Genomic DNA, 16,250 nt, shown 5'->3' with positions numbered 1-16,250 from the left:
AATTAACTATTAAATATCAAGATATCTAAGAAGCATATCCAGCCTCTCTTTTTCATCATCCTGAATTTTAGTTTCTTGAAATCTGGCAATAATTTTATAGCCAAACCTTTCTAGTGTAGCTACTATATGGGTTAAATCTAAACGGTTTAATTTCAGTGTAAGCTTTATTTTGGATGGATCTAGTTCATCTTCCTTAACACTACTACTTAATATTTTCGCATTGTTCTCTTCCACCAAGCGGCTGATTTCTGATAAAGAATAGTCAATTTGACTTATAGAAAGCACCACAATGCCACCCGGAATCTGCACAGCTGCCGACTGAGCAAAGGAGGTAATAGTGTCTTGAACTGTAATCACCCCTTTATACTTTTCCTGATCATCCAGCACACCCACCATTTGCACATTATTATCTGAAGCAATTTTTATTACTTCATAGAAGTGCGAGCTATCGTGCACATAGCAATTCAACCCCATTAAATTGAAGGAGGATATATTGGCTTCCACATCATTAGCCTCCAATATCATATCTTCTGTAATTAATCCCATAAAAGACTCATCTTGCACCACTGGCAATTGATTACATCTTAATTCCTCCATCCATAAAATAGCTTTATGAGCCGGATCAGTGGCTTTTAATGGAGGAATCATATGGTTTACTAATTCTTCAGCTATCATTTTGTCTAGCATCTAAGAATTGATTAAGGATGAAATTGAATTTTTCAGGATGCTCCATCATAGGAGCATGGCAACATTTATCAATAAACTTAAGTTCTGAATTAGGTATAAGTTTATTGAATTCATGCCCCACCAGTGGTGGAGTAATGGTATCGTTCAACCCCCAAACCAGTAATGTTGGCTGAGAAATTTTGGGTATCTCTTTTGCCATATTATGCCTTTGAGCCGATTTTGCAATAGCCACTATTCTTAAGCACTTAGGAATACTCTTAGTAGTTTCAAAAACTTCATCTACGAGCTCTTTGGTAGCTGTTTGAGGATCATAAAAAGTATAAGCTACTCTTTCTTGAATGTACTCATAACTTCCTCTTTTAGGGAAAGAGCCTCCCATTGAATTCTCAAATAACCCAGAGCTACCTGTAAGCACTAAATTAGTTACTTTATCACTATTTTTGAGAGTATAAATTAACCCTACATGGCCACCTAATGAGTTACCAATAAGAGTCATTTTATCTAACCCTTTAAAAGCTACGAATTTTTCTAAAAACGAGTTTAAACCATCTAAGCCAGCCTGCTTTAAGGGCATATCATAAATGGGTAACAAAGGAATTACAACTCTGTAATTATCTTTAAAGTAATTTACCACACCTTCCCAATTACTTAATGCTCCAAAAAGTCCATGTAATAAAACTAACACCTCGCCTGACCCTTCGTCTATATATCTAAATTTATCTTCTTCTTTTATAGTTAATGCCATAATTCTTTATGTGACTGATACTAAAGTAAACAAAAATGAGCAATTAAACTGCTTTCTTATTATAACTTGCCCAATTTTTCAACATCTCTAAACCGTATTCGGTAAGAGCAGCTTCCGGATGAAACTGCACCCCCCAAAGTGGCAAATTACGATGTTTTAAAGCCATATTTTCTCCTGTTTTAGTAGTGGCAATCACCTCAACATCTGGGCAAGGCTCTACTAAAAGTGAGTTATAGCGTACAACGTTAATCTTTTTAGGTAAATTCTTAAAGAGAATATCACCTGAATGAGATATTTCACTAATTTTTCCGTGCATAGGCACCTGTGCTTTAATTAGTTTGCCTCCAAAAAATTCCCCAATTGCCTGATGCCCTAGGCATATCCCGAGCATAGGCAGCTTTTTATGGTAACACTCCACTACTTTCATAAGATTTCCCGCCTTTCCCGGTGTTTCCGGACCGGGAGATAGCACTACACCATCATAGTTCGTAGTGGTGATCTTTTCCAATGGAACATCATTGCGAAAGACTATACTCTTAATCCCTAATTGGCTAAAATAGTCAACCAGGTTATAGGTAAAAGAGTCAAAATTATCAAGTAACAGGATCTCCTTCAAGCATTTCCTTTATGGTGTCAAACAAATCATGGGCAAAAGGCACTATAACAGAGCAATATTCTACCATGGAAGGAGCAAAGGTGAGCACATGAGGATAAATTATAGAATTCACCCTCCATTTATCTGGCACTTCCAATCCAAAAGAAGCACTAAGCCATAAAATTACACTTAATCCAAACGTCCATTTTAGTATTCCTAAAACTGCACCTGCCAGGTTATCTAGAGAACCTAGCAAGGTGAGATCTAATATTTTCTTTAGTCCTTTGCCTAGCATGTGAACCAGAAAAATGATAAGAATAAAAATAAGAACAAATGATATATATGGCAGCAGCTCTCCGCTAAGGTTGAAATTACTCTCCAGAAAACTCATGCCTGCATGCAGCAACTTGAGTCCTCCAATTACGGCCAAAATAAATGCCAGTACGGTAATAATCTCTAGCAAAAAACCTTTGCTATACCCTTTGTAAGCCCCAAATAAAATGAAGCCTAGTAGAACTATATCTATTATACTCAATTATTTACTCAATGATTCTTTAACAATATTAGCAATCATTTTCCCGTCTGCCTTTCCTGCCAGCTGCTTAGTAGCCGCTCCCATTACTTTACCCATATCTTGAGGCCCGGAAGCACCTACCTGTTCTATGATAGCTGAAATTTCGGTTTTCAATTCATCCTCTGAAAGCTGCTTTGGTAAATACCTGTTAATCACTTCCAGCTCTAATTTTTCTTTATCGGCTAAGTCTGCACGTCCTTCTTTTTCGTATAGCTCCATGCTATCTTTTCTTTGCTTGGCAGCCTTAGTCAATAGTTTCAACTCTGTATCTTCACTAAGTTCATCAGCTCCACCTTTTTCTGTCTCTGTCAATAAAATAGAAGATTTTATAGACCTTAATGCTGTAAGTTCATCCTTCCTCTTTTCCAGCATGGCCTTTTTTATATCTTGATCGATCTGTTGTTTCAAGCTCATATGTGTGTTATTTTCTTTTTCTAGTTATTACTTTTGCATGTACATTCAATACAAAGTTATAAATATTCAAAAAACGAATGACTCGGTTAAGTGTAAATATCAATAAGATCGCTACTTTAAGAAATGCCAGGGGAGGTAATAATCCTGATGTAATCAAATCAGCTTTAGACTGCGAACGCTTTGGAGCTCAAGGAATAACAGTACACCCAAGGCCCGATGAAAGGCACATCAGATATGATGATGTAATAGAGCTTAAAAAAGTCATTACTACAGAATTTAATATAGAGGGCTACCCTGACGATAGGTATATGGAGTTAGTAAAAAGGGTAAAACCAGCACAAGCCACCCTAGTGCCAGATGGACCGCACGTGCTTACTTCTAATGCAGGATGGGATACACTGGCGCACGAAGCATTCCTAAAAGAGATCACTAAGGAACTTCATGAGGCTGGTGTTCGAGTATCTATATTTGTAGACCCCGATAGTAAAATGGTTGAAAATGCAGCTAAAATTGGTGCTGACAGGGTGGAGTTATACACTGAAAGCTATGCCACTAAATATGTTGAAAACAAAGAAAATGCCATCCTCCCCTTTAAAAAAGCTGCCGAAGCAGCCTCAAAAAGCGGGTTAGGGCTTAACGCAGGGCATGACCTTGACCTAGATAACCTAGCGTATTTAGCGAAAGAAATTCCAGAACTTGATGAAGTATCTATAGGACATGCGTTAATCTGCGATGCTCTTTATTTAGGCCTTGAAAACACTATTCAAATGTATCTTAAGCAATTAAAGATTTAGCAAGAGAGGAGTTTAATCTTCCTCTCCATCTTTACTTATAGAACCAAGCCCTGAAACATTAGATACTACACTTTCAGGGTTGCCTTTATATGAAACTCCTCCTACACCGCTTACGGAGGCATTCAATGTTTCTTCGACATAAACCGAAGCTCCACCTACTCCACTGATTTCAATCTTACAATTTACACTTTTCAGCTCATCGGCTTCATAACCACCTGCTCCACTAAGCTGCACGTTTTGCTGCTCGGCATGTCCGCTTAACTGAACAGCTCCCGCTCCTGATACATTCACTTTTAGGTCTTTTACATTTACTTCCAAATTTATGGCTCCTGCTCCAGACATACTTATCCATAAATGATCTCCCTTTACAGGTTCCAGACTTTCTATAGACACTGCTCCTCCAATTCTGATGGTCTGTATATCGGTATAGTACACATCCAAACGTATAGGTTCTTCACTAGCCATGCTTACTTCAGAATCTACATGCAAAACACCTTCTTTAACATTAAATGTAATAAACTCGTGCAAATTCTCATCAGTAGTGAGAGTAATCTTAGGACTATCTGACTTGCGCAGAAACACTTCATAATTGCCCCCTAGATCCAATTCTTTAAAAGTCTCCAGAACCGTTTCTTTTGTGATAATTTTTCCGTTCCCTTTTTCCTCAACGTATGACCCACAGGCTACTATATTTAATAGTACATACAGTAAAATAAATGGTGATAATTTGAACTTCATGATTTTATTGATTAGTGTAGGCAATATAAAAAAATTATAAGACTGACAGAATCGCACACCTACAATATTGTTAATATGTTGTGGTTACGCTATTTTTGGACTTCCAATTTTTCACCTCGTAGAAATTATGCAAAAAGATAAAGTAATTTTCGATCTTATAGACAAGGAAAAAGAAAGACAAGAGTCTGGTATAGAGCTTATTGCTTCAGAAAACTTCACTTCACCTCAGGTAATGGAAGCCATGGGCACTGTACTTACCAACAAATACGCAGAAGGCCTACCCGGCAAAAGGTATTATGGTGGCTGCGAGGTTGTAGATGAAATTGAACAATTAGCCATAGATAGAGCTAAAGAATTATTTGGTGCCAGCTGGGTAAACGTTCAGCCTCACTCAGGTGCACAGGCCAACGCAGCAGTAATGCTGGCAGTATTAGAAGCTGGTGATAAAATATTAGGGTTTGATCTATCTCATGGAGGTCACCTTACCCATGGTTCTCCTGTTAATTTTTCAGGTAAATTATATAACCCCACTTCATATGGTGTAGAAAAAGAAACTGGCCTTATTGATTGGGATAAAGTAGTAGAAACAGCCAAGAAAGAAAAACCAAAGCTTATAATTTGTGGGGCTTCTGCATATAGCAGAGACTGGGACTACGCTACCCTAAGAAAGGCAGCTGATGAAGTAGGTGCTTTATTATTAGCGGACATTTCACATCCATCAGGCCTCATAGCTAGAGGATTATTGAATGATCCTTTAGAGCATTGTCACATAGTAACTACCACTACCCATAAAACCCTTAGAGGCCCTAGAGGTGGTATGATCATGGTTGGAGAAAACTTTGAAAACCCTTGGGGACTTAAAACTCCTAAAGGACAAATTAAAAACATATCAGCTATACTTGATTCAGGTGTTTTCCCTGGTACTCAAGGCGGACCATTAGAACATGTTATAGCAGCTAAAGCCATAGCTTTCCAAGAAGCTCTATCAGATGAGTATCTTGATTATGTGGTACAAGTAGCTAAAAATGCTAAGGCTATGGCTAAGGCCTTCTTAGATAAAGGGTACAAAATCATTTCAGATGGTACTGATAACCATATGATGCTTATTGACCTTAGATCTAAAGATCTTACTGGTAAGATTGCTGAAAATACTTTGATCAAAGCTGACATCACCATCAATAAAAATATGGTTCCCTTTGATGATCAATCTCCTTTTGTTACCTCAGGTATGAGAATAGGAACAGCAGCTATTACCACCAGAGGCATGAAAGAAGAAGATATGAACAAAGTAGTAGAGCTTATAGATAAGAGCCTTATCAATCATGAAAATGAGGATGAGCTAAGCCAAATAAAATCAGAAGTAAATCAATGGATGAAACAATTTCCATTATATAAATAATACGTGATACCTAAGTTAGATCAGTTTGATGATGAGCAGGAGATGTCCTTTTTGGACCATCTCGAGGAGTTAAGGTGGCACCTAGTTAGATCAATGGCAGCTATATTACTATTTTCTATAGCGGCCTTTGTTATGAAAGACTTCGTATTTGGCACGGTCATTTTTGGCCCTGCCAAGCCAGATTTCTGGACATTCCGCATGCTCTGTAAGCTTGGTGATTGGCTTCATACACCTGCTATTTGTATTGACAGTGTTCCTTTCAAAATACAAAGTAGGCAAATGACGGGGCAGTTCACCATGCATATTACAACTTCAGTAATAACTGGTCTAATTATTACCTTTCCTTATGTATTTTGGGAAATTTGGAGATTTATAAAGCCAGGATTATACAGCACTGAAAGGCAAAGTACCCGAGGAGCTGTTTTCTTCGTTACTTTATTGTTTTTATTGGGAGTCCTCTTTGGATATTATATACTATCACCTCTGTCAGTAAATTTTCTAGCTAATTATACAGTGAGTGATATCGTATATAATGAGTTTGATATTACTTCATATGTAGGTACATTAACTACACTAGTATTAGGCAGTGGTATATTATTTCAGCTACCAATAGTAGTTTATGTACTTTCAAGAATAGGCATTATTACACCCGAGATTATGCGTACTTACCGCAAGCATGCTATAGTAGTAATATTAATCATGGGAGCCATTCTTACGCCGCCTGACCCGTTGAGCCAAATACTTATTTCTGTTCCATTATTCGGATTATATGAGATCAGTATTATGATATCCAGACAGGTAACGAGAAAACAGCGTAAAGAAGAATTAATGAGACAACGAGACAACGAATATTAAAATGGAAAAATCAATAGCTATAGGAGGAGATCATGCAGGTTTTAAATACAAGGGTATGATCTCAGAATATTTAAAATCTTTAGGGTATACTGTTAAAGATTTTGGCACCTATACTGATGAATCCGTTGACTACCCGGACTTTGCTCACCCCTTATCAGAAGCTGTAGAAAAAGGAGAATTCCCATTCGGAATATTGGTTTGCGGTAGCGCTAATGGAGTAGCCATTACCGCCAATAAGCATCAAGGCATTAGGGCTGCTATTTGTTGGAATGAAGAGTTAGCCTCGTTAGCCAGAGAACATAATAATGCCAATATATTATGTATTCCTGAAAGGTTCATATCGGAAGAAACAGCTAAAGACATAGTAAAAACTTTCTTATCTCACGATTTTGAAGGAGGAAGGCATGAGCGAAGAGTTAATAAAATAAGCTGTTAGCTTTTAAGGTAGTATACTTCACCTTCTTTTCTATATCTCATTTTCATTTCAGGGAGCTTATCAAATACGGCAGGCATCACTGCGTGCTTATCTATGATAACCTCAGGTATATCTTCACTAAACCCTTGCTGAATAATTGTAAGGTTATCATAGTATTCAGGGTTACGGAATAGACCTTCGACTAGCTCCCAGTTAAGAAAAGGAGTAGCTGGAATAGCGTTTCGATAAGAGGCGATATTCTTATCTAACACTAAGATTCGTTTTCCCTCCCATTTCTTTCCAGCGGTATAGTCCACCATATATTTGTCATTCAACATATACTTAGAGGTGAAAAAGAAATCAAAGTAAGCCCCTAAACTGAAAAATACCGTAGCTACCACAAAAAGTGTAAATACTATTTCAGCAACCCATCTACGGTAAAAAAGCAAGAATGCATGTACAATAAAAAAGGAAAGGAAAGGCACAAATATCATCATAATATTAGGTGCAAGCTCTCCACTAATAAGTGTAAATAAAACAGAAAAAATAAGCCACAAAAACATGACCTGAGCTAGCCTGCCCTGATAATTATTAAACCTTGCTCTTTGGCTGATTCTAAATAAAGAAAAAAGAAAAAAGGCCAACGGCACCGAGAAAATGATCAGAATCTCTAATAAAGAAACATAATTATCGGTCTGAAACTGCCAAATAGGATTTAAATAATTATATATAAAAACGGTGAGCCTATGCTGTAAAAGAAAATAGCCTGAGGTAAGCAATAGAGGTAACATCAATCCGAAAATCATGAGCAAATACCTACGGGCAACCGTTCCTGTAAAAAGCATAAAGCAGAGTATTACTGCTATCCCAAATATAATATAGGGCAGGTAAAATAGGCTGGCGAGCCCCAGATAGATACCTATGTTCAATATTTTTTCATCTTCTTTAGCCCTGTACTCTATATGATCAAAAAGATTATCAAGGGCTAGTAGAAGAAAGGTGAGCCCCATCAGTACTGGTGTAAGAGTAAAAAAGTCAAAAAAGAATGACATGAGCAGACCATACACTAATCCAGGAACATAATTATTCTCGTTATATGCCTTACTATCTAAAAGCATTTTATTAAAAATCAGGCATTGAAAGGCCACAAGAAATAAAGATATATATTGATAAGCCTGCTGCGATCTGCCAAAAAGAAAATCAATTATAGCATATACCAGTGCAGACAATGGAGCAATATTATCCCATAACCCCTCATATAAAGAAGCGCCATTATTGAGTTTTTCTCCTACCAGCATATGACTGAGCTCTGGAGCGGTAAGACCACTATCACTCAAAATTACAGGTAGTCTAAGGGCTAGTAGTAAAAAAAATATGATTACCAGCCTGTATGGATCGTTTATTCTAAAGTAACTAAGCAAAAAAATTCAATTTTGTGAGCCTATCTTCAAAAGTAAATGAATATTTTAAAAGCTCTGAAACATATAACCATTAAAATTTTGCTCAAGGTATACATAGGTTATGTTGTAACCTAATTTCACACATATGCTTTACACTAAATAAAGCGACGTATCCGCAGCATTTAGCGTGTGTTTACAATTAAAAATATGATATTTGCAAGTATGAATGAAAGCAAAAGACAACAGAAGTTTTCCAAGTTAATTCAGAAAGATTTTAGTGACATCATTCAAAAAGACAAACAAGGTATATTCACTAACAACTTTGTTACTGTGGCTGATGTTAGAATGAGTCCTGATCTCAGCGTAGCAAAAATCTATTTATCTATGATGCTGGTAAAAGACAAACAAGGCCTCTTAGATAAGATAGATATGCACAAGAGCGAATTGCGTAGAGATTTGGGCAATAAAATAGGAAAACAAGTAAGGATAGTACCCGAGCTTATATTTTATGTGGATGAAGTGGAAGAAAGGGCCTCAAGAATTGATAAATTAATAGATGATTTAGATATCCCGTCGGAAGATGAGGAAGACAAAAAAAACGATTGATACTTGAACCTTTCATTTTTCATAGCCCGTAAATACTTCTTTTCTAAGAGAAAAAGAAATTTCATCAATATCATTTCTCTTATTTCAATGGCCATGGTAGCCATTTGTACTGCAGCACTGATTATAGTGCTGTCAGTATTTAACGGTTTGGAAGATTTACTCCGCTCCCTTTACACTGCCTTCGACCCTCAAATTAAAATAGAAGCAGTGCAAGGTAAATCGTTTCATTATACTGATGAAATGAAAAATAAAATTCAGGCTACTGAAGGTATAGGTATAATCACCGAAGTAATTGAAGACTACGCCTATGTCAGATATAGAGATGCTGATATGGTTGTGATTATAAAAGGGGTTAGTGACAATTTCCTTGACCAAAAAAGAATTGATTCAGCCATAGTTAGCGGTGATTTAAAACTTCATGAAAACGGGCTCAACTATGCTATTATTGGCAGAGGAGTACAATATACTCTTTCCATTATGCCCGGAGCTGACGTATACCCTCTACAGGTGCATTATATTAAAGATATTAAAGCAGGCTCATTAGATCCCAGTAAGCTGTATAGCCGTAAGAATATCTTACCTGGAAGCGTGTTCGCCATAGAAAAAAACTATGATGAAAATTACATTTTTGTACCACTAGACTTTGCTCAGGAGCTACTCGACTATGAAGATAAAAGGACATCTCTTGAAATTAAGGCAAAAGAAGGTGTAAATATTAACAGTGTGAAAAAATCACTCCAGAAAAGCTTAGGCAAAGGCTTCAAAGTTCAAAATAATGAAGAGCAACATGCCGACCTATACAAACTGCTTAATTTGGAAAAACTTTTTGTATTCATAGCCTTTTCATTTATTCTGGCCATTGGCTCTATTAATATTTTCTTCGCTCTTACCATGCTAGCATTAGATAAGAAAAAAGATATCTCAATACTTTATGCCATGGGAGCCAGTAATAGACTAATCAAAAAAATATTCATTGCTGAAGGCGCCATAATATCACTTGGTGGAGCTTTAATTGGACTGGTATTGGGAGGATCTATATGCTGGCTTCAACAAAATTATGGCCTCATCTCTATGGGGATGGAAACGTCTGTATTAGAAAATTACCCCGTTAAAATGAAGTTTTCCGACTTTCTATATACCTCTTGCAGCCTTGTTTTTATAACTTTGCTTATTTCATATCGACCTGCAATCATCGCTACAAGACATAACACAGCCACTAATTTATAGAACTGGAATAAGAATAATTTGTAACAAAATATTCATGTTGCAACACTGAAAAAATATTCAAACAAAACTTTGAATAAAAATAACACAAGCTTATTTTAGGTTTTTTAACTCTTTTTAAAAGCAATTATGAGGGCAGAGTTGCATATTTTCCCGTAATTTGCGAGTTCGGTTTGTATAGTATTTTATGAAAGTATCAGCAGCGCAACCTTTTCAGATTATATATTCACTCTACCAGCACGAATATCTAGGCTATTTGTTCGAATCTTTTGTTATTCACTTAGACGACAAAGGCAAACTAACACTTCAACATCAAAATATCTCGGCTAAAAATGCACCCGAGTTTAAAGAAGGGTTAGACACCACCGATTATGAACTTATAGAGCTTATGGACTCTATGCAGCAGGTATCTGTGATCAAGCACTTCAATAAAAAAAATGTAAAGCCTGAAGAATTCTTTCCCAAGGTTTATGATGACTCCAAAGGCAATGAGCTCCTCCAGAATGAAATAAATGGATATATGGAGAGAAGAAGAGCCAAAGTTCTGGAAAGACTCAAGGGAAAAAGGGTTTTTGAAATGGGCAACGATGGTGAGCCGGCCTGGAAGGAGATTGAAGTATTAGAAAACAAAGCAACTGTACTCTTTCATTTTAGAAGAAATGAAGACAACACCCACTATTTCCCTACTATAAAATATAATGGAGAAAAAGTGGATTTTCAATATCAAGGCGCTTATATCATCTGTAAAAACCCGGCATGGATGGTACTCGATGGAAAACTTTATTCCTTTGAAAAAAATGTTGATGGGAAAAAATTAGCTCCTTTTTTAAACAAAAAGTTTATTGTAATACCTAAAAATGTAGAAGAGACGTATTACAATAAATTTGTAGCTCCGCTAATTGCCTCTTTTGATGTTTATGCTAAAGGATTTGACATCAATACCGAAAATTATGATCCTATACCTATTCTAACCATTTCTGAGCTAGCGGGTAATAGCTCTAACCTCTCTCTATTTGATAAAAATAAACCAGAGCAGGTGGACAGTGGTAAAATGATTTTTGATCTATCTTTCAAATATGGTCCTTTTACCTTCAAGGCTAATAACATAGGTCCTGTAAGTGTTACCGTAGAAAAGACCGGAGATAGCTACACCTTCCATAGGGTAAAAAGAAAGCTGGATGACGAGAAGGAAATTATCCAATTTCTACAAAGCTCAGGACTACAGATGCGTAATTATAAAATTACCATTAATAAAACTACCGCTTTTGCCTGGTTAGACACCAACCGTGAAGAACTAGAGAAACGCAACTTTAGGCTTAATCAAAAAGGTCAAAGTGAGAAAAAGTACTTCATCGGGGAATACCGCATTAAAGTAGAAGTAAAAGAAAACATTGACTGGTTCGATATTCATGCTGTAATTCAGTTTGGGGATTACGAAATCTCCTTTAAGGAATTACGAAAATTAATAGTGAAAAAGAAGATGGAAGTAACGCTGCCCAATGGAGAAATAGCGGTAATTCCTGAATCATGGCTCACAGAATATTCGGAACTATTTGCCTTTGCAGAAGAAGATGAAGATGGTGTTACTAAGCTAAAGAAACACCACCTTGCACTGGTACAAGATCTTGAAAATGGAAACCTGGCCAAGGTAACTATGAGCAGAAAGCTTGAGTCTCTGAAAGGCTTCGAAGAAATTGAAGATGCCGCATCTCCTAAAAGCTTTAAAGGAGAACTCAGACCTTATCAGAAAGCGGGGTACAATTGGCTCATGTTCCTCAATCAATACAAATTTGGAGGCTGTTTGGCCGATGACATGGGTCTTGGAAAGACGGTGCAAACCCTCACTATGCTATTAGCACAGAAAGAGGCTGGTGCGGAAGGAGCTTCACTGCTCATTATGCCTACCTCCCTTATTTATAACTGGGAGATGGAAGCTAAGAAGTTTACGCCCAAACTTAAAGTTTTCACCTACACTGGCACTAACAGAGATAAAGATCCTAGTAAATTTGCTAATTATGACATCATTGTCACCTCTTATGGTATTGTAAGGTTAGATATTGATATTCTTACTGAGTATTATTTTAACTATGTAATTCTTGATGAATCACAAGCCATTAAAAACCCGGCTTCTAACATAGCCAAGGCCGTGAGGGATTTAAATGCACGCAATAGGCTCATTCTCACAGGTACGCCTCTTGAAAATAGCACAATGGACCTTTGGTCTCAAATGCACTTTATCAACCCGGGCTTGCTCGGCAGCCAGAGTTTTTTCAAAAACGAATTCCTAAATCCTATTGAAAAGAAGCAGGACGAGGATAAAATGAGAAAGCTAAATGCGATTATAAAACCTTTTATTCTTCGTAGACATAAATCTCAGGTAGCTACAGAACTCCCTGAAAAAGTAGAAAACATACAATACAGCTCACTTACACCTGATCAGGAAAAAGAATATGAAAAGGTGAAGTCTTTTTACAGAAACAAAATCCTTGAGAACATTGAAAATCAAGGCCTTAATAAGTCACAACTATTACTATTACAAGGCCTAACAAAACTGCGCCAAATAGCAAACCACCCTAAATTGGTAGACCAGGAATATGATGGAGACTCGGGTAAAATGGAAGATGTGATTCTCAAGTTAGATAATGCCATCAGAGATGATCATAAAATACTTATATTCAGTCAGTTTGTAAAGCACTTATCCATTTTAGCAGAGCATTTAAAAGAGAAAAAGATTGACTTTGCTTACCTGGATGGTTCTACTAAAGACAGACAAGGTCAGGTGGAGCGCTTCCAAAACACCCCTGAGTTAAAGGTATTCCTCATATCACTTAAAGCTGGAGGATTAGGACTCAACCTTACGAAAGCAGACTATGTATTTATACTTGACCCTTGGTGGAACCCAGCTATAGAAGCACAAGCAGTGGATAGAGCGCATAGAATAGGGCAGGAAAATAAAGTATTCACCTATAAGTTCATCACAAAAAATACGGTTGAAGAAAAAATCCTGGCCCTGCAGAAACATAAAAGGCGACTAGCCAGTGAGCTGATAACGACAGAAGAAAGTTTTGTAAAAAGTCTTTCCCAATCCGACATAGAATCACTATTATCATAACATGAAATAATGATAATAATTGATGAAATCGGGAGAAATCTATGAGCCAAAGGAAAAGGTAGGAAAAAACGCCTTACTTATGGCCGCTGTTTTAAGCATAACCATAGTACCTACGCTAGCCATTGCTTATGCTTTTGCCACCTGGTATACACCTTTTATCTACGCTAATCTGATCATCTGCGTAGGATTTGGTGCGGCTTTGGGTTATTTAATATTCCCAATAGTAAAATGGGGACATATAGTAGGCTATAAAAATGAGATAATATGCATGGCTTTTATTTGGCTATTAGCCATGTATCTCCAATGGGCTGCGCATGTTACTTTAGCAGCAAACTTAAACCCTGAAGGCAATTCAACCTCCTTTGTTTTAAACGATTTCCTTTATTTCGTATCACACCCTATAGACTTAGCCGCTGCTGTATCCGAAATCTCTCAATATGGACTATGGGGTATAGGATCTACTACATTTAAAGATTTTGGTTTATGGGCTGTCTGGACCACGGAAGCAGTGATATTATTCGTGACCATGATAGGGGTTAACCAAAAGTGGTCTACATTTCCTTACTCTCATGTAGAAGCGAACTGGTATCCTAAAATACTCCTTAAAAAGAAAATGCCTTTAAACAGAGGTTTTTCTAAATTTATAGACGGCTAAAAAAAGATACATTAGAGCCATTTACTCAATCACCCTATGCAGATCCTGACAGCAGGGTATATACAGAAATAGCCATTTTTAGCACTAAAAATGACACTGAATCATTCTTAGCCTTTTATAACAAACAACCCAAAACAGGTAAAGGCGGCAAAAAAGAAGAAGAATATAAAAGAGCAAGTGATTTCTATGCCCTTTCAGAAAAACAGAAAATGCTTCTGTTAGAGCATTACTCCTGATTCTCCTTTTTCAGCTTCCATCTTTTGTGAGTCCAGAGGTAGCCTTCAGGCTCATCTCTTATTACTCGTTCCGTTTCACGAACATAAGCTTCCACGATGTCATGATTTTTATTATCATAAGGTGGCTCTCCTAACTTTATAAACTCTACCTGATATTGCCCTCTTTTTGGCCTTGTAACTCGAAAAAACAAAACCGGGAAGTTGAGCGTTTGCGCTAGCTGCTCTGCACCAGTAAAAAAGGCGGTATCTTGATTAAGGAAGGTTGTCCAGTGCTTGGCAGACTTTCTTCTGGGAGACTGATCGGCCACCATGGCTATAACACGAACCCTTTCCTTAGTTTTGAGTATTGTTCGGAGTATTTTACTTTTATCAATAGGGTCTCCTCCAAATCGAGCCCGAGCATCGTACATCAACTTATTAAAGCCAGAATGAGACAAGGTCTGATACACGGCATCCACAGGGTATGAAAGATAAACACAGCTTGCCTGCAGTGCCAGCTCCCAGTTAAATTGATGCGTGGCCATTACCACGGCAGATCTACCTTTTGCAAGCTCATCGTTAAGCATTTCGAAGTTAACCATCTTCACATGCTTCATCAGCGTTTTCTCAGAAATAGTAAAAGCCTTGAGCGTCTCCACCGCAAAATCCATAAATCGACGATAGAACTTTTTGGCGATGAGCTTTCTTTCTTCCTCTGATTTCTCTGGAAAGGAATTTTTGAGATTTTGATATACCACTTTCTTCCTATAGCCTACCACATAGTAAACTATGAAAAACAGCACATCAGACACCCCATACAAAAACCATAATGGCAGCCTTGAAAGTAATTTTATAATAAACATACGAATGCCAAAATTACTCATTTATTTAAAAGAAGGGGTCAAAACTATTTCTAAACTGTTATTTTCGCGAAGTAAAAGCTAAACAATGAAAGATAAAGTAGTAATAATTACAGGAGGATCATCAGGCATAGGCTACGCTCTGGCTGAAGCATTTGGCGCAAATGGATCTAAAATTATGATCACCGGTCGTAAGCAAGAAGCCCTAGATGAAGCTACTAACAAGTTAGAGGCTAAAGGCATAGAAGTAATTTCCTTTCAATCAGACGTTAGCAAAGAAGAAGACAATCAAAAAATGGCTGAAGCGGCAGTCAAACATTTTGGCAGAATTGATATTCTAATCAATAATGCAGGAATATCTATGCGAGCATTATTTTCAGAGTTAGATCTTTCTGTAGTAAAAAGAGTGATGGATATCAATTTTTATGGTGCTCTTTACGCCACTAAGTACTGCTTATCCGAAATAGAAAAGAATCAGGGTTCTGTAGTGGGTATATCCTCCATTGCAGGTTATCGGGGTCTACCTGCTCGCACGGGTTATTCTGCCTCTAAATTTGCTTTACAGGGTTTCCTTGAAGTACTAAGAACAGAAATGCTCAAGAAAAACGTGCATGTTCTCACTGCCTGCCCAGGCTTCACTGCTTCCAATATTCGCAAAAGTTCACTTACTGCTGATGGTTCACATCAGGGAGATTCTCCTAGAAAAGAGGAGAAAATGATGACTGCAGAGGAATGTGCCAACCATATTTATAAGGCCACGAAAAAGAGAAAAAAGTTCCTTACTCTTACGACACAGGGCAAGCTTACCGTATTTCTAAACAAATGGATACCAGGTTTTATGGATAAGGTGGTGTATAATGTTATGGCCAAAGAGGAAAATTCTCCTTTTAAATAAGGATTTTACTGTGTTTATACAGATGAAAATTGTAGATTATGTTATATTTGCTCATTGGGTATATTAA

General features: G+C 37.2%; 17 protein-coding genes. 9 read left to right on the top strand and 8 right to left on the bottom strand.

Annotation, left to right across the window (positions count from 1 at the left end):
• Positions 1-9 precede the first annotated feature (9 nt).
• Genes JL102_RS02060 through JL102_RS02040 form a run of 5 tightly spaced genes read right to left on the bottom strand, consistent with a single transcriptional unit; the run spans position 10 to position 3,015 of the window.
• Positions 10-687, bottom strand: a complete 678-nt coding sequence (locus JL102_RS02060; protein ID WP_237390311.1) for a CBS domain-containing protein — start codon at positions 685-687, stop codon at positions 10-12.
• Positions 665-1,432, bottom strand: coding sequence for an alpha/beta fold hydrolase (locus JL102_RS02055; protein WP_202242011.1), 768 nt, complete (start codon positions 1,430-1,432; stop codon positions 665-667). The genes JL102_RS02060 and JL102_RS02055 overlap by 23 nt, the downstream gene beginning before the upstream one ends.
• A gap of 43 nt (positions 1,433-1,475) precedes the next feature.
• On the bottom strand, positions 1,476-2,048 hold the full coding sequence (locus JL102_RS02050) for an anthranilate synthase component II (protein WP_237390310.1): 573 nt from the start codon (positions 2,046-2,048) through the stop codon (positions 1,476-1,478).
• Positions 2,026-2,562 (bottom strand): CvpA family protein, encoded by a 537-nt coding sequence (locus tag JL102_RS02045; protein ID WP_202242010.1) that lies wholly within the window; start codon positions 2,560-2,562, stop codon positions 2,026-2,028. Before JL102_RS02045 ends, JL102_RS02050 begins: the two co-directional genes overlap by 23 nt.
• On the bottom strand, positions 2,563-3,015 hold the full coding sequence (locus tag JL102_RS02040; protein ID WP_202242009.1) for a GatB/YqeY domain-containing protein: 453 nt from the start codon (positions 3,013-3,015) through the stop codon (positions 2,563-2,565). It abuts the gene before it with no gap.
• 77 nt (positions 3,016-3,092) lie between these two features.
• On the opposite strand from JL102_RS02040, the gene JL102_RS02035 reads away from it, so the two are divergent.
• Positions 3,093-3,809, top strand: coding sequence for a pyridoxine 5'-phosphate synthase (locus tag JL102_RS02035; RefSeq protein WP_202242008.1), 717 nt, complete (start codon positions 3,093-3,095; stop codon positions 3,807-3,809).
• A gap of 12 nt (positions 3,810-3,821) precedes the next feature.
• On the opposite strand, the gene JL102_RS02030 is transcribed toward JL102_RS02035, so the two are convergent.
• Positions 3,822-4,547, bottom strand: coding sequence for a head GIN domain-containing protein (locus JL102_RS02030; protein ID WP_202242007.1), 726 nt, complete (start codon positions 4,545-4,547; stop codon positions 3,822-3,824).
• Between the two features lie 127 nt (positions 4,548-4,674).
• Between JL102_RS02030 and JL102_RS02025 the strand changes: the two genes are divergently transcribed.
• Genes JL102_RS02025 through rpiB form a run of 3 tightly spaced genes read left to right on the top strand, consistent with a single transcriptional unit; the run spans position 4,675 to position 7,237 of the window.
• The gene (locus JL102_RS02025) at positions 4,675-5,946 is read left to right on the top strand and encodes a serine hydroxymethyltransferase (protein WP_202242006.1); all 1,272 of its coding nucleotides are present in this window, start codon (positions 4,675-4,677) and stop codon (positions 5,944-5,946) included.
• Between the two features lie 3 nt (positions 5,947-5,949).
• Entirely contained in the window at positions 5,950-6,801 is an 852-nt protein-coding gene (gene tatC / locus JL102_RS02020; RefSeq protein WP_394369220.1) for a twin-arginine translocase subunit TatC, read from the top strand.
• A gap of 1 nt (position 6,802) precedes the next feature.
• Positions 6,803-7,237: a ribose 5-phosphate isomerase B gene (gene rpiB / locus JL102_RS02015; protein WP_202242005.1), complete on the top strand. Its 435-nt coding sequence runs from the start codon at positions 6,803-6,805 to the stop codon at positions 7,235-7,237.
• Here the strand turns inward: rpiB and JL102_RS02010 are convergent.
• Positions 7,234-8,637: a hypothetical protein gene (locus tag JL102_RS02010; protein WP_202242004.1), complete on the bottom strand. Its 1,404-nt coding sequence runs from the start codon at positions 8,635-8,637 to the stop codon at positions 7,234-7,236. The two genes, rpiB and JL102_RS02010, sit on opposite strands and share 4 nt — an antisense overlap.
• A 186-nt stretch (positions 8,638-8,823) precedes the next feature.
• Here JL102_RS02010 and rbfA point away from each other — a divergent pair, with 186 nt between their 5' ends.
• The 4 genes from rbfA to JL102_RS01990 all read left to right on the top strand — a co-directional run bounded on the left by rbfA (position 8,824) and on the right by JL102_RS01990 (position 14,213).
• Positions 8,824-9,222, top strand: coding sequence for a 30S ribosome-binding factor RbfA (gene rbfA, locus JL102_RS02005; RefSeq protein ID WP_237390308.1), 399 nt, complete (start codon positions 8,824-8,826; stop codon positions 9,220-9,222).
• Positions 9,223-9,225: 3 nt separating this feature from the next.
• Positions 9,226-10,449, top strand: a complete 1,224-nt coding sequence (locus JL102_RS02000) for an FtsX-like permease family protein (protein WP_237390307.1) — start codon at positions 9,226-9,228, stop codon at positions 10,447-10,449.
• 184 nt (positions 10,450-10,633) lie between these two features.
• Positions 10,634-13,558: a DEAD/DEAH box helicase gene (locus tag JL102_RS01995; protein WP_202242003.1), complete on the top strand. Its 2,925-nt coding sequence runs from the start codon at positions 10,634-10,636 to the stop codon at positions 13,556-13,558.
• Between the two features lie 22 nt (positions 13,559-13,580).
• Positions 13,581-14,213, top strand: coding sequence for a hypothetical protein (locus JL102_RS01990; RefSeq protein WP_202242002.1), 633 nt, complete (start codon positions 13,581-13,583; stop codon positions 14,211-14,213).
• A 226-nt stretch (positions 14,214-14,439) separates the two neighbouring features.
• Here JL102_RS01990 and JL102_RS01985 read toward each other — a convergent pair whose 3' ends face one another.
• Positions 14,440-15,312, bottom strand: coding sequence for a lysophospholipid acyltransferase family protein (locus JL102_RS01985; RefSeq protein ID WP_202242001.1), 873 nt, complete (start codon positions 15,310-15,312; stop codon positions 14,440-14,442).
• Between the two features lie 64 nt (positions 15,313-15,376).
• On the opposite strand from JL102_RS01985, the gene JL102_RS01980 reads away from it, so the two are divergent.
• Complete coding sequence (locus JL102_RS01980; protein ID WP_202242000.1) at positions 15,377-16,183, top strand: SDR family oxidoreductase; 807 nt, start codon at positions 15,377-15,379, stop codon at positions 16,181-16,183.
• Positions 16,184-16,250 lie beyond the last annotated feature (67 nt).

It is taken from the genome of Fulvivirga sediminis (assembly GCF_016757215.1).
Taxonomy (GTDB): Bacteria; Bacteroidota; Bacteroidia; order Cytophagales; family Cyclobacteriaceae; genus Fulvivirga; species Fulvivirga sediminis.
This window is presented reverse-complemented; position numbering and strand designations above follow the sequence as displayed.